General features: G+C 37.5%; 11 protein-coding genes and 2 riboswitches. Of the genes, 2 read left to right on the top strand and 9 right to left on the bottom strand.

Annotation, left to right across the window (positions count from 1 at the left end):
- Positions 1–372: 372 nt before the first annotated feature.
- The 9 genes from ACIP9G_RS22170 to ACIP9G_RS22130 form a co-directional block, all read right to left on the bottom strand.
- The gene (locus tag ACIP9G_RS22170) at positions 373–1,677 is read right to left on the bottom strand and encodes an NCS2 family permease (protein WP_340822202.1); all 1,305 of its coding nucleotides are present in this window, start codon (positions 1,675–1,677) and stop codon (positions 373–375) included.
- A 131-nt stretch (positions 1,678–1,808) separates the two neighbouring features.
- Positions 1,809–1,910: riboswitch (purine riboswitch) on the bottom strand.
- A 367-nt stretch (positions 1,911–2,277) separates the two neighbouring features.
- Complete coding sequence (locus ACIP9G_RS22165; protein WP_401022373.1) at positions 2,278–2,946, bottom strand: MOSC domain-containing protein; 669 nt, start codon at positions 2,944–2,946, stop codon at positions 2,278–2,280.
- A 236-nt stretch (positions 2,947–3,182) separates the two neighbouring features.
- Positions 3,183–4,736: a glutamine-hydrolyzing GMP synthase gene (gene guaA / locus ACIP9G_RS22160; RefSeq protein ID WP_401022371.1), complete on the bottom strand. Its 1,554-nt coding sequence runs from the start codon at positions 4,734–4,736 to the stop codon at positions 3,183–3,185.
- A gap of 155 nt (positions 4,737–4,891) precedes the next feature.
- Positions 4,892–4,993, bottom strand: a riboswitch (purine riboswitch).
- A gap of 35 nt (positions 4,994–5,028) precedes the next feature.
- On the bottom strand, positions 5,029–7,236 hold the full coding sequence (locus tag ACIP9G_RS22155; protein WP_401022368.1) for a transglutaminase TgpA family protein: 2,208 nt from the start codon (positions 7,234–7,236) through the stop codon (positions 5,029–5,031).
- Positions 7,233–8,414: a DUF58 domain-containing protein gene (locus ACIP9G_RS22150; RefSeq protein ID WP_401022366.1), complete on the bottom strand. Its 1,182-nt coding sequence runs from the start codon at positions 8,412–8,414 to the stop codon at positions 7,233–7,235. Before ACIP9G_RS22150 ends, ACIP9G_RS22155 begins: the two co-directional genes overlap by 4 nt.
- Positions 8,411–9,355, bottom strand: coding sequence for an AAA family ATPase (locus ACIP9G_RS22145; protein ID WP_340822179.1), 945 nt, complete (start codon positions 9,353–9,355; stop codon positions 8,411–8,413). The genes ACIP9G_RS22150 and ACIP9G_RS22145 overlap by 4 nt, the downstream gene beginning before the upstream one ends.
- 399 nt (positions 9,356–9,754) lie before the next feature.
- Positions 9,755–10,075 (bottom strand): NAD synthetase, encoded by a 321-nt coding sequence (locus tag ACIP9G_RS22140; RefSeq protein WP_340822178.1) that lies wholly within the window; start codon positions 10,073–10,075, stop codon positions 9,755–9,757.
- A gap of 157 nt (positions 10,076–10,232) precedes the next feature.
- The gene (gene nadE / locus ACIP9G_RS22135; protein WP_340822176.1) at positions 10,233–11,057 is read right to left on the bottom strand and encodes an ammonia-dependent NAD(+) synthetase; all 825 of its coding nucleotides are present in this window, start codon (positions 11,055–11,057) and stop codon (positions 10,233–10,235) included.
- 15 nt (positions 11,058–11,072) lie between these two features.
- Positions 11,073–12,542 carry a nicotinate phosphoribosyltransferase gene (locus tag ACIP9G_RS22130; protein WP_401022362.1) on the bottom strand — a complete coding sequence of 490 codons (1,470 nt, stop codon included), beginning with the start codon at positions 12,540–12,542 and terminating at the stop codon, positions 11,073–11,075.
- 312 nt (positions 12,543–12,854) lie between these two features.
- Here ACIP9G_RS22130 and ACIP9G_RS22125 point away from each other — a divergent pair, with 312 nt between their 5' ends.
- Positions 12,855–13,196, top strand: a complete 342-nt coding sequence (locus tag ACIP9G_RS22125) for a P-II family nitrogen regulator (protein WP_340822172.1) — start codon at positions 12,855–12,857, stop codon at positions 13,194–13,196.
- 13 nt (positions 13,197–13,209) lie between these two features.
- Positions 13,210–14,505 (top strand): ammonium transporter, encoded by a 1,296-nt coding sequence (locus ACIP9G_RS22120; protein WP_340822171.1) that lies wholly within the window; start codon positions 13,210–13,212, stop codon positions 14,503–14,505.
- The last annotated feature ends 78 nt before the right edge of the window (positions 14,506–14,583 follow it).

The following is a 14,583-nucleotide window of genomic DNA, read 5'->3' as shown; positions in this document are numbered from 1 at the left end:
TGATGTCCAAAATTTTGTTTCGTTCACTAACGAAGTTAGCTAGTAAAAACTATATTGATTACGTTTTGCTTGTTCAGTTTTCAAGGTTCATTTTGCTAGCTACTTAATAAGTAACTTTTTATAATTTAACATACATTCAATATGATGTCAACTATTATTTTCTTTCTGTATGTTGTTCGCTTGTTTCGTAACAACGTGTTTAAATATATCATCTCACATTATAGTTTGCAAGTGTTTAATTGAAATAAAACTATTCAGTCAATAGTATGATAGTAGTTTCTTCTATATTATTAAGTGCCAGGCACTCAAACAATTTTAAATGAAAAAAGCTCCACTTAGTTTTCACTAAGCAGAGCCTATTTCGTCCTTACATTATCGAACCCAGATAAAGTACGCAAGGAATACGAAGAATAATCCGTACATCATTGGGTGAATTTCTTTTTTACGACCTGCTAAAAGCATTGTTACTGGGTAGAATACGAAACCAATTGCGATCCCTGTTGCAATGGAATAGCCAAGAGGCATCATTAAAACAGTGAAGAACGCTGGAACTGCAATTTCGAATTTATCCCATTCAATTAAACGTAGTGACGAAACCATTAACACACCGACGATAACAAGTGCTGGTGCTGTTACTGCTGAAGTAACAACCGCAAGTAATGGTGAGAAGAATAGTGCTACTATAAATAATACAGCAGTAACAACTGCAGCAAAACCTGAACGAGCACCTGCTGCTACACCAGAAGTTGATTCTACATAAGCAGTAGTTGTTGAAGTACCAAATAAAGAACCAATTGTTGTTGCTAGTGCATCTGCCATAAGTGCACGGCTTGCACGTGGTAATTTATCGTCTTTTACTAATCCAGCTTGTGTTGCCACAGCCATTAATGTGCCGGCTGTATCGAAAAAGTCAACGAATAAAAATGTTAATACAACAACTAAAAATTTAACGTTTATTAATGAACCGAAGTCATGAATAATTGGGTTAAGTGCAACCATAAATGTTGAATCTACACTTGGGATCGATGCTACAACAGCTTCAGGAGGTGCAATAACACCCGTAATCATACCAACGATTGCTGTAATAACCATTCCTAAGAAAATACCGACGCTACGGAATTTAAGGATTAGGATGATTGAAATAATAATGCCGAATACTGCTAAAAGAGTTGAACCTGTAAATGCTCCTAATGTTACTAAAGTTGCTGGACTATCAACTACAATGCCAGCTCCTTGTAACCCTACAAATGTAATAAATAAACCAATACCAGCTGACACAGCATATTTAAGTTGTGCTGGAATTGCATTAATAACTGTTTCACGAATACCTGTTAATGAAAGGATAATAAATATAATCCCCGAGAAGAACACACCTGTTAAACCAGTTTGCCAAGGAATGCCATACGTCCCTACTACCGTGAAGGCAAAGAATGCATTTAACCCCATACCTGGCGCCAATGAGATTGGGAATTTAGCGAAAATACCCATAATCAAAGAACCGACTGCTGCTGCTAATGCTGTTGCCACGAAAACAGCACCTTTATCCATTCCCGCACTTTCCAGAATCCCTGGGTTAACAGCTAAAATGTATGCCATAGCTAGGAATGTTGTAATACCGCCAATTATTTCGCGGCGATAATTAGTACCTAATTCATCGAACATGAAATATTTTTTCATTTTAAAAATATCCTCCGTATTGTCGTCTTCAATATCGAAAACAAAAAAGACACGCTGACTATTCTACTAGTCGCATGTCTACGATACATTTCATCACTAATAATGTGTGAAATAAATTAGTTATTATACATCCGTATAAAAACTAAAATCGTAGTCAAGTTATTTACGGTAACTTGGTAGAAACTCACGGGCCATATTCCCGACATTATACGACGACTTATTTACTTTACAATCGTAATATATCATTTCGTTTTTTAGATTTCAACCCCATTTCCGAACATTTCTTATAAAAAAAATACGAAAGTTCGTGTAAAATACGGTATTATTGTTCTGATTTTGTAAAAACAGCGTAAAAAAACAGGAAAAATACTAACTTATACAAGTTGCTTTTCCTGTTTTTTATTTACGATTAAAGGCTATAATCGACCATTTTGCATTTGTTTTGAAAAAGTGAGCTTTTCAAATGTATGTAAATATGTCAAAGGCTTTTATATCGAATTACTCACCCAACTCCTACACAATAAGAAGTACTTAGGCAATAAATACGAAACCACCGAACATATTACGTAAGAGCTCCCATTCTCATTTCCATCATTATCCTTACTTCTCTACTCGACTCTCTAATAATTGAATTCTTTTTTCTAATTTTTGTTTCCAATCCATCGCTAATGCATCTACTGCTTGAATACGTTTCATCGCAAGTGCGTTGTTGTTTTCAAAATATACTTCATTGCAATGTAAAACCGATATACGAGCAGGGTGTCTTTCAACTATTTCAATTTTTGAGTCTGCACATATTGTTCCCTCACTTAGTACACGTGCTAGGAAGCCTGTATAACCTGTTTCAATTAATCGTTTAAGTAATGTGTCAGCCTTTGTATATTTATCAATCGTACTACACGGAATACGTCCTTGCGTAATTTGAATGACTGCATCACCAATTTTATAAATATCTCCAATACAAACATCCGCTTCAAGCATATTTGTTACCGTTAAGTTCTCACCGAATGCTGCTGCTGGCAATGCCTTACCAAGTTCCTTTTCCCATTGCTCGTAATGCTCCGCAGGATATAGACAAACAGCGCGATCAGGTCCACCATGATGCTTTTTATCTGCCACATCATCTCCCTCAAATCCACGAGTAGCTAAATAAACTTCGTGCACTTTCCGTTTTTCAATCCCTGTAATCATTGATCGCCCTTTACTATAGTCCAATTCTTTCGGCATACCAACAGCAAGTGTATAAATCGTCGCTATACTTTTCTCCATTTTAATCCCCCTAAATTAAACAACAGCGTAATCATTTTACATAAATTCAGTTTACTATATCCAACGCTTTGCCAGCAATTTTGCCCTCACTACGTTAGTTTATATCATTTAAATCTTTCCAGTTAAAAATGACCAGAAAAGTTCTATTGTTACGTCACTTGGTGCACATCAGACAACTAAAAAAAGCCCTAAAAACCCTGTGTTACTAGGGCTTTTAGGACTCTTGCTATTAGCTGTTATTCCCACTCAATTGTTGCTGGTGGCTTAGAAGTAATATCATACAGCACGCGGTTTACGTGTTTTACTTCGTTTACTAGGCGTACAGAAATTTTTTCTAGAACATCCCAAGGGATACGTGCCCAGTCAGAAGTCATACCGTCGATAGACGTTACTGCACGGATACCGATTGCGTAGTCATACGTACGAGCATCGCCCATTACGCCTACTGAACGGATATCAGGTAATACCGTGAAGTATTGCCAAACATCGCGTTCAAGGCCAGCTTTTGCGATTTCTTCACGTAAGATGAAGTCAGATTCACGAACAATTTCAAGTTTTTCTTCTGTTACTTCACCAAGTACACGAATACCTAAACCAGGACCTGGGAATGGTTGACGCCAAACGATTTTTTCGTCAAGACCAAGCTCTAAGCCAAGTGCACGAACTTCGTCTTTAAATAATGTTTTTAATGGCTCAATCAATTTGAACTGCATGTCTTCTGGAAGGCCACCTACGTTATGGTGAGATTTAATTGTTTGAGCAGTAGAAGTACCAGATTCAATGATGTCTGTGTATAAAGTTCCTTGTGCAAGGAAATCCATACCTTCTAGTTTTGAAGCTTCTTCATCGAACACGTAAATAAACTCGTTACCGATAATTTTACGTTTTTTCTCTGGATCAGACACACCTGCAAGTTTGTCCATGAAGCGTTGACGTGCATCAATCTTAATTAGGTTCATATCGAAATCTTCCGTGAAAGTTTTCATAACCTGTTCAACTTCACCTTTACGGTTTAAGTTGTGGTCTACAAACATACATGTAAGTTGATCACCAATTGCTTTATGAATAAGTACTGCAACAACAGAAGAGTCTACTCCGCCTGAAAGTGCACATAATACTTTTTTATCGCCAACAATTTCGCGAATTTTTGCGATTTCAATTTCGATAAAGTTTGCCATTGACCAATCGCCTTTAGCACCACAAATATCGAATACGAATTGACGTAGTAAATCGTTACCGTATACAGAGTGACGAACTTCTGGGTGGAATTGTACTGCATATAATTTACGTTCTACGTTTGCCATAGCAGCAATAGGGCATGATGCACTTGTTGCGATGATTTCAAAGCCAGCAGGTACTTCTGTTACGTGGTCGCCATGGCTCATCCAGACGATTTGTTCTGTTGGTAATTCACCGAATAATTTATTTGTAGCAGTCACTTGAATTTCCGCTTTACCGTATTCACGTGTTTCAGCGCCTTCAACTTTACCGCCTTGAGTATAAGCCATTAATTGCATACCATAGCAAATACCTAGGATTGGTAAGCCTAATTCAAAAATGGCTTGATCTACATGGAAAGCATTATCATCATAAACTGAGTTAGGACCACCAGAAAAGATGATACCTGTTGCGTTCATTTCTTTAATTTCTTCTGCTGTAATCGTATGTGGATGTAATTCACTGAAGACACCGAACTCACGAATACGACGCGTAATTAATTGGTTAAATTGGCTACCGAAGTCTAGAACGACGATTTTTTCTTGCTCTTTTAATAAAGGGCTTGCTGACAATATTTCCACCTCTTCTTGTATTTTTAAAGGACGTTTTCATAGGTTCAAAGAAAAACGCGTATGAAAGTAAAAAAACTTCCTACGCGTCCATAAGTTCATGATTTATAAAGGGGAATGCGTAACAAAGAAAAGTGATTTATAAAAACTCCTCACCTAACCAAAACATTCACCTTCATAGAGAAATCATTTACGGTGATTTCGTAGAAACATCCGAACCCTATTTTCGAACTTATATGAAAGCCATCCTAATCATATATAATTTTTTTCATTTTACTCTTTGTGCCCATTAAAATCAACTGATAGTGCGATTGATTAAATATTCCCAACTTTCTCTCAGTTTAACGTAGTCAACATTCTGCGTATTCTCGCTATAAATATGTTGCTCGTATATCGCTGTTAACTTCCGCATTTCTTCCGTTTCTAAAGCGGCATCCACCCGTTCAGCAAACACTCGTAATGTCTCGCCATCTTTTCGACGTAAGCCAATACGTACTAATTGTTTCGTTAATGCCTGATAAGATGAATCAAAGCTCGTCCAATCCGCTTCTTTTTTACGATAGGCACGCACATGCATTTTAGGAATCCATGTTTTTCGTTGTACAAATAATGTCACACCAATAATTATTAGCAGAACAATGAGTGCCAACCAAACATATTTTAATGTTTTTATCCACGTCCATACACTATCAAAACTAAATGCTGATTGGGTAGTTGTTTTCTTAGTTGGTTGGTCTTTCTTTTGTTGTTGCTCAGTTTTTTCTTCTGGTTGCAGTTCCTGCTCTTGCTGAGGAACATCTCGTTGCAAATCATAATTGATATTAACATTCCCAGAAAAACCAATTGTAGGTTCAAATTCTATCCAGCCTGTACCCGGAACGTACGCCTCTACCCATGAATGCGCATTATCATTTGTTATCGTATATTTACGATAACCATCAGATACTCCACCTGCATTACCTGGTGCAAAACCCTTCACCCAACGGGCAGGAATACCAATAGTCCGAAGCATCACGACCATTGATGTAGAGAAATTATCACAGTACCCTACTTTCGTATCGAACAGAAATTGATCTACATAATCTTGATTTTCCGAAGGATAGGCGGCAGCTGTTTTATCATAACTAAAGTCACCTTTTGAAAAATACCCTTCTATCGCCTTTATTTTTTCATATATCGATGTTTTATTGCGCGTAATATCAATTGCTAAATCTTGTACTCGCTGCGGAAGCGTATCTGGTAATTGTAAGAAACGATTATAGGAACTATCTAATGTTTCTAACATAGCTGGCTCTGACGTCTGAAGTTGTTGCAAGCTATAATTTGGTTCACTATAAGATATCGTGTAACTTGACAGTAATTTATTACTACCATTACTCATAGTTACTAATTCACCACTTGGTTGTTTCGTTACTATTTTTTCCGTTTGTCCATCCTGTACATACAATGTTGGCTCCTCTGCAGAAACGGACAGCATACCATACGTTTGAATTAAAAATGGCATAGGTACAGCCATTTCCATCTGTATTTGGCGTTCATTCTGCGTTGGTCCAACAGGCAGAGAAGTAAAGATCGGGGTATCATTTTCAAAAACTGCTTCCCCTATATATTCACCAGACAATACCCAACCTTTTGATGTATACGTATCTTTTGTATCTATACGCCAATAATGACGGTCGCGGGAAGTTGCAGTGAAAATTAATGTATTATCACCTTTATACGGGCCACCTAATCTACTATCATCATCACTATAGCCAACTGTTTTTTGACCATCTCCCACGCCACCTTGTCCTGTAACGCCTTTAATAAACGGCACTGGATCGGCCCACGTAGGCCCTGCTTTTGGTAAAAAGAATGCTACCATACTAACGAGTGCCACCGAAATTAACATCGGTAATATAATTTTCCACTTTCTAACTAAATCACTTGGCGCATCAACTTGGAGTCTTAATCGTTTTAAGAAAAGTACACCAGTCATAATAAGACCCAGTACTACTACTTTAATAATAGCCGGTTTTCCATTATATTCGCTGAAAGTATCAAGAGTAGCGATGAAAAATACAGTTAGTACGAAGAAATAGAAAATATTATGATGCACCGTAATCCAATGGTGAATTAAATATATTAACATCCAGATCAATGCCAAAAACAGTACTGTTCTAAATGCATCTGATACTTGTCCGAAATTACCTGAAAAAATATTCACCATATTCAATGTCACTTCATTCACTAAAAATGGAATAGTGTGACCTGAAAAAAAAGGGTTCTCGCTATAAACAAATATAACGAACCATGTAATGTAGCCTAACTTGACAAGCCCCGACAATAACGGCCGAACTTTAAATAGGCACAGTACTAGTGCTAAGCCAATAAAAATTAAAAACAAATGACTTACACCTGTATTTGTTAATTGCATTACTGGTATTAACCACTCACGTAATATAAAGAAAATAATGAGATAAGCTATAGCCAATTCAATAAAACTTTCTAGTGATTTTTTCACGGCTTCATCACCTCCGTGAACAAGTGGTAATAATCTGTTGGATCTACATACACGACTTGAATATGTTTATAACGCTTTATTACATCAGACTGTGTTTGTGTCTGTTGTGTCACAACAAAACAAATACAGCTTTTCACCGAATTACCTAAAGTATGTAATAGTTCATCTGATATATCACTCGTAACATATAAAAGTGTTGCAACACGCTGAAAAACTTGTTGATCGCGTAATTGGAATTGTGCATTTTCAAGAGGTTTTACACTAGCTAAATGTTGCATCACTCGATCTAGTTGCTTTTCCCCTTGAATGGAAGTGAACACTTTCGTCTTCGTGCCTGTTGACACAAAAGAAATTTCTCCACGACCTTGCACTATTGCTTTAAACATCGAAGCTACCAACTCAATTTTCTCTTCAAATAATGGAGAAGCACCTTCATCAAGCATTAACAGAAGTTCCTGAGATTGACGATCCTCAAACTCCTTAGACTGTAGCGTTTGCGTTTTTGCAAAAGACTTCCAATGAATCCACGAAAAGCGGTCCCCTGGTACATATTCGCGTAAACCAATAGCCATTGATGTGTCTTTCACAATGGAATAAGGAGCCATCATAGACCCAACATCTAATTTTGCTTGCAATGTAGCATATTTCATATCATGCACTCTTGGATAGACAAGAACTGTTTGTTCTTTTTCTATCTGAATGCGTTTTTTTGCCCATCCGAAAAAATCATAGAAGATTATATTTGCACCTAAATATTGATGTTCACCGCGCGGTAAGCTTTCAAGAGTATAACTCCAATTAAAAACCTTTTTAAAGCCTACAAATTTGATAGCGTCTTTCTCTTGTACCTTTGACTGAACTAGCATCGTGCTGCCAACAAGCTCTTCTACTAGCATATATGCAAATGGAAATCGTGTTTTTCTTTCAACACTAATTGTTACGTTAACGGATTGTCCGCTTTCAACACGGGAAGGCTCAATTTTCCGCTCTATACGGTAAATGTCCTCCCTAACAAGTTGAAAAATAAAGGCGTATAGCAAAAATGGACTCACTGTGAAAAATACAAACCAGCTTACAAAACCGCCTTGAAACATTGCATAGCAAAACGTAATAAGCATTAGAAAGCTCACTAATAGAAAATGTTTACTTTTCTCAAAAAGAGCACGCCATTTCTTCATTTCTCTGCAAACCTCTTTGTTGGCACAGGGGTTTTCGCCAAAATACGCTCAATAATTTCCTCTGCTGTTACATCATCATAGCGTGCATCTGGCTTAAGTACTAATCGGTGACTAAAAACATATGGCGCCAAATGTTGAACATCATCTGGTATTACATAGCTACGCCCTTTCATAAACGCATACGCCTGCGATGCCTTCATCAAAGCAATTGTTGCGCGAGGACTAACCCCTAAATACACATAGTTATTCTCTCTCGTTTGAGAAGCCAGCTCAACCATGTAGTTTTTTACGGAGTCTTCGACATACACACCTTGCACAAGCTCCTGTAATTCAATTAATTGCGCAAGCGTAAGTACAGCATCAATTTTTTCAATGGACTTACCGTTTTCTGCACGTCGTAATATTTCTACTTCCTGTCCTCTAGTTGGATAGCCCATTTTTATTTTCAGTAAAAAACGATCGAGCTGCGCCTCTGGCAGTGGATACGTCCCCTCATGTTCAATCGGATTTTGCGTAGCCATAACGAAAAATGGCTGGTTAATTTCAAGTGTATTGCCGTCTATTGTAATTGACGCTTCCTCCATTGCCTCAAGTAACGCTGATTGTGTTTTAGGTGATGTTCTATTAATTTCATCAGCTAATACTACATCCCCCATAATTGGTCCTGGTCGAAATTCAAATTCCATTGTTTTAGGGTTATAAATAGAAACACCTACAACATCTGATGGCAGTAAATCTGGTGTAAACTGAATACGTTTAAACTGAGCATCGAATGATTTGGCAAGTGCACGCACCATCATTGTCTTACCCACTCCAGGCACATCTTCAAGTAATACATGACCTTGGGCAAGCAAAGCGACGATACTAAGTTCAGCAACCTCCCTCTTCCCAATCATTACTTTTTCTATATTTTCTAATACCATTTGTATTTGTAAATTCATAAAACAAAATCCCTCCCATTTCCACAAACCAATTATTTGAATTGCACGATAATTTTAGTTTAAGCATATCGAAAACTGCAATGTAACACAATCAATGTGCCATTAGCCGTCGCATACACGAATTATATATTAAATCTACGAGAGTATTCCCCTTGTATTTACCTCAAAAAATAGCTTGTTTGAAGTTTTTTATAAAACAAGCCTATCTAGTAGTATAACGGTTCACTTACAAAAAAGTTACAAATTTTAATTTTTTAGCCATGAATTTAATAAGTCAAAAGAACTAATTACATTACTGATGGCTTGCCGAAAACTTAAAGGGAATCAATAGAGCAATGTTTAGTAATATCCAGTAGCAAAAAACCCTATACCAAGTTTGGTATAGGGTTTAATTTTACTTTATATGGAAGTTCGGTAACTATTGTGGCGCTTCTTTAGCTTGCTAAGACGGCTCAACTTTCCAGCTGTTTCATTTAGTTCATTATGAATTTGTACGTTGCCTTCACTATCAACAAAAGTAGCCTCAATTTTATTGTGACGTTGTTGTTGAATTTGTCTCTTCTTATTTAGTAGTTTTTTATCTTTAATTTTTTGAATACTTTTTTTAAATCGTTGCTGTGCGTTATGGCTAAAGTCATGACTAAGATCACCAGCATGTAAATACTGTTGTTCATTACGAAAAGTACTATTTGTCGTCGCACTTACACTAGAAGTCCTCATAATTAGTTACCCTCCTTTTTATTTTACTACGTTTATAGGTATTTATATCGACATTATATGCAAGAAATTAAGCAAACAGAACCAAAATACATAAAAAAGAATAGAATTGTTAAAAAAGTTTCTATCACTTTTTTGTACAACTCTATTCTCACAGGCTTTATTTCCAAAAATCATCAAAAATTGTGATAGGCATATGACGTTTATGTTGAGATCGCAAATAGTGCTGCTCTAGTGTTTCACGAGCATCCTTGGGAATTTCCTTCCCTTCTAAATAATCATCAATTTGCTCATATGTTAAACCAAGCGCCACTTCGTCTGGTAGAGATGGGCGGTTTTCCTCCAAGTCTGCTGTCGGCACTTTCAAATACAGATGCTCAGGGCAATCAAGCGCAGCTAACAATTGTTTTCCCTGACGCTTGTTAAGACGGAAAATAGGCATTAAATCTGCCCCACCATCACCAAACTTTGTATAGAAACCTGTAATTGCCTCTGCTGCATGGTCTGTTCCTAAAACGACTGCACTATTCATAGCAGCAATAGAAAATTGCACTTTCATGCGCTCACGTGCTTTTTCATTCCCTTTTACAAAATCGCTAAGTGTAACACCGGCATTTTCTAAAGCACGTACACTGGCATCGACTGCTTCCTTAATATTCACTGTGTAAGTATTCGTAGGCTTAATAAAATCAATAGCGTCCTGACAGTCCTGTTCATCCATTTGAACACCATATGGCAAACGCACTGCCCAAAATGAATATTTCTCCTCGCCCGCTTCAGCATTTAACTCATCAATAGCTAGTTGTGCTAATTTCCCAGTTAAAGTAGAATCTTGTCCACCAGATATACCAAGCACAAATCCTTTTACAAAGCTATATCGACGTGCATATGCCTTTAAAAAATCAATGGATTTACGAATTTCTTCCTGTGCATCAATTGTTGGCAAAACGCTTAATTCTTTAATTATTTGTTGTTGTAATGCCATAACATTCTCCACTCCTTAACCTTTCACAATTCGATTAACCATTTCGCGCACTTCTTCTATATTGCGCATTTTATTGTCCCAGCATTTTTGACTTAAATCGACTGGATATTCTTCTGGATTCATCGCACGTTTGTATTCATCCCATAACAATTCTAAATTTTCAGCTGCATAATTGCGCATGTCTACCAACGACGGGTTTTGATAAATTATTTCCCCTTTATTAATCACATGCTGATGTAAGTTTTTCGCCTCGAAATTCGTCACGAATTTTGACACAAATGTATGCACAGGGTGGAACATTTTTATGCGTTCTTCGGATTGAGGGTCTTCATCGTGCATTGTAATGTAATCGCCCTCTGATTTACCATTTTTCAAGTCGATAATACGATAAACATTTTTCAAACCTGGTGTTGAAACCTTTTCCGCATTCGCAGATATTTTAATCGTATCTTCCAACTGACCTTCTTCATTTTCAATAGCTACCATTTTATAGACAGCTCCTAACGCAGGCTGATCATAAGCTGTAATGACCTTTGTTCCAATTCCCCACATATCTACGCGCGCGCCTTGTGCCTTTAAGTTCAAAATTGTGTATTCATCTAAATCATTCGAAACAACAATTTTCGCATCAGGGAAGCCCGCTTCATCGAGCATACGACGTGCTTCTTTTGATAAGAAAGCAATATCTCCACTATCTAGACGAATACCTATAAAATTAATTTTATCCCCTAGTTCTTTTGCCACTTTGATCGCTGTCGGTACACCAGATTTCAACGTGTTATAAGTGTCCACTAAAAACACACAATTACGATGACGTTTAGCATAGGCGTGGAATGCATCATAATCATTTTTATATGCTTGCACAAGCGCATGCGCATGCGTACCAGCTACTGGTATGTTAAATAGTTTACCCGCACGAACATTACTTGTGGAAGCAAATCCGCCTATAAAGGCTGCACGAGTTCCCCAAATTGCTGCATCCATTTCATGGGCACGGCGTGTACCAAATTCCATAGCCATTTCATCTTTTACGATTTGCTTAATACGACTTGCCTTAGTAGCAATTAGCGTTTGGTAATTCACAATATTCAAAAGAGCTGTCTCAATTAGCTGAGCTTCCACTAACGGTGCCTCAATGCGTACAATTGGTTCGTTTGCAAAAACGAGTTCCCCTTCCACCATTGAATACATATCACCTGTAAAGCGAATATTTTTTAAATAATCAATGAAATCTTCTTTATAGCCAACTTCTTCACGTAAATATTCAATATCTGACTCACTAAAACGAAAGTCTCGTAAAAACTCAAGCATGCGTTCCAATCCGGCAAATATGGCATAGCCATTACCGAATGGTAATTTTCTGAAATATAACTCAAAAACCGCTTTTCTATTATGTATACCATCAGCCCAATAAGACTCTGCCATATTGATTTGGTATAAATCTGTGTGTAGCGCTAGGCTATCATCAGCATAGTTTGATCTCATAGGAAATCCCTTCTTCCACTATCATTGTTAGTCTTAGTATACACTATATACCCAAAATCTTGCGTTTTACACGTTTCCCTTCCTATGTTAGGTTTTCTAACATGAATATTCAGAAAATTTAGAACCGTTCATGATTTAGACACAAATTTTAGTACCGCTTTCATTCCTTTAATAATTAGCTTTTTAGTAATCTATTACGGAAAATGAAATATATGATGTCACAAAACCTAACATGTAAATCAAAAAAACAATTGCGCCGTTTAACAGCTCCCTATAGTATGTAAATTAAATTTACGCAAGGAGCTGGTGTGAGTGAAAAAAATCGAGGCAATTATTCGTCCAGAGGTATTTGGGGTTGTACGAGACGGACTTGCAAAGGTTGGTATTGCAGGTTTAAGTATTTCTGAAATCGCTGGCTGTGGTCGTCAATTAGGTCATACAGGTTTGTTTCGTGGAAATGCTTACGAAATTGAGTTTTTACCAAAATTAAAACTTGAAATGATTATCGACGACGAAAAAGTAGAACCGATTGTGGAGGTTTTATTACGTGATGCTGCAACTGGTAAGGTTGGAGACGGAAAAATATTTATTTATCCAGTAGAACAGGCAATTCGTATCCGTACTAAAGAAGTCGGATCAATTGCTGTAGATTAAGGGGGAGATAGCTATGGAAGACGTTATATTATCTGTAAATTTAGTTTGGGTTATGCTTGGTACAATTTTAGTTTTCTTCATGCATGCAGGATTTGCAATGGTAGAAGCAGGTTTCACACGTTCTAAAAATGCCGTAAACATTATTATGAAAAACTTCTTAACTATATCGCTTGGAGGAATTGTTTATTTTCTATGTGGCTATGCAATAATGTTTGGCGACACAGCTGGGGGCATCTTCGGAACTAGTGGATTCGCTTTAAACGGTGTAGATGACCTCTCCTTCTTTATTTTCCAAACGATGTTTGCTGCAACAGGTGCGACAATCTTATCTGGTGCCGTAGCAGAACGAACAAATATTTTTGCTTATATCGGTGTAATTATACTTATGACATTACTCGTTTATCCTGTTGTTGGGCATTGGATTTGGAGCGGTCAAGGCTGGTTAACTGATTTAGGCTTTATCGATTTTGCCGGTTCTACAGTTGTCCATTTAACAGGTGCTGTAGCTGCCTTTGTAGCAGCAATAATGATTGGGCCACGTCTAGGTAAATACGAAAATGGCCGCGTCAACGTTATTACTGGTCATAGCATTCCACTTGGCGCATTAGGCGTGTTTCTACTGTGGTTTGGCTGGTTCGGTTTTAATGGTGCCTCTACGTTAGCTGCAGATCCTACCCTCGTTCCAAAGGTAATTGCCAATACATTTTTCGCAGCTTCTGCAGGCGTTGTTGCTACTGCATTTTATACAAAATTCCGCTATGGTCACATTGATGGCTCACTAACTCTCAACGGTGCGTTAGCAGGGCTCGTAGGTATTACAGCCGGTGCAGCGAACGTCAGCATTATCGGTTCACTCATTATTGGTTTAATTGCAGCACCCTTATTAGTAGAAGGTGTCCGCTTTATTGAATGGAAATTAAAAGTAGATGATCCTGTAGGCGCAATTGCAGTTCATGGTATTTGTGGCATTTGGGGCACACTTGCGGTCGGTTTATTTGACATTAGCGGTCAAGGGCTATTCTACGGTGGTGGCCTAAGTTTACTAGGCATTCAAGCAATAGGTGTAATTGCGACAATCGCTTGGGTTGGCGTTTCCGTCTCAGCGGGTCTATTTATCATTAAAGCATTTATCCCTTTACGTGTGTCAGTAGAAGAAGAAATCACAGGCCTAGATGTTATCGAACATGGTACACCCGCTTATGAATATCAAGAAGTTTTTAAAAGCTCTGCTATTAATGGTGAAACATTTGCACACCGTCTAACTCACTTTGGTAAAACTCAAACGAGTGTCACAGAAGAACATGTCTAGATATTAAAATGATTGCACCTATGAAAAAATTACAAAATCTGCTGGATGTCCCTAGTGAAGTTATGGGAATCCAGCAGT

The sequence above is a fragment of the Lysinibacillus sp. NPDC093197 genome (genome assembly GCF_044754025.1).
Lineage (GTDB): Bacteria > Bacillota > Bacilli > Bacillales_A > Planococcaceae > Lysinibacillus.
This window is presented reverse-complemented; position numbering and strand designations above follow the sequence as displayed.

Bases quoted from the DNA above. Each gene is read 5' to 3' on its own strand.
- ACIP9G_RS22150 (WP_401022366.1), bottom strand. From the start codon at position 8,414: ATGAAGAAATGGCGTGCTCTTTTTGAGAAAAGTAAACATTTTCTATTA.
- ACIP9G_RS22165 (WP_401022373.1), bottom strand. From the start codon at position 2,946: ATGGAGAAAAGTATAGCGACGATTTATACACTTGCTGTTGGTATGCCG.
- ACIP9G_RS22140 (WP_340822178.1), bottom strand. From the start codon at position 10,075: ATGAGGACTTCTAGTGTAAGTGCGACGACAAATAGTACTTTTCGTAAT.
- ACIP9G_RS22130 (WP_401022362.1), bottom strand. From the start codon at position 12,542: ATGAGATCAAACTATGCTGATGATAGCCTAGCGCTACACACAGATTTA.
- ACIP9G_RS22120 (WP_340822171.1), top strand. From the start codon at position 13,210: ATGGAAGACGTTATATTATCTGTAAATTTAGTTTGGGTTATGCTTGGT.
- nadE (WP_340822176.1), bottom strand. From the start codon at position 11,057: ATGGCATTACAACAACAAATAATTAAAGAATTAAGCGTTTTGCCAACA.
- ACIP9G_RS22170 (WP_340822202.1), bottom strand. From the start codon at position 1,677: ATGAAAAAATATTTCATGTTCGATGAATTAGGTACTAATTATCGCCGC.
- ACIP9G_RS22145 (WP_340822179.1), bottom strand. From the start codon at position 9,355: ATGAATTTACAAATACAAATGGTATTAGAAAATATAGAAAAAGTAATG.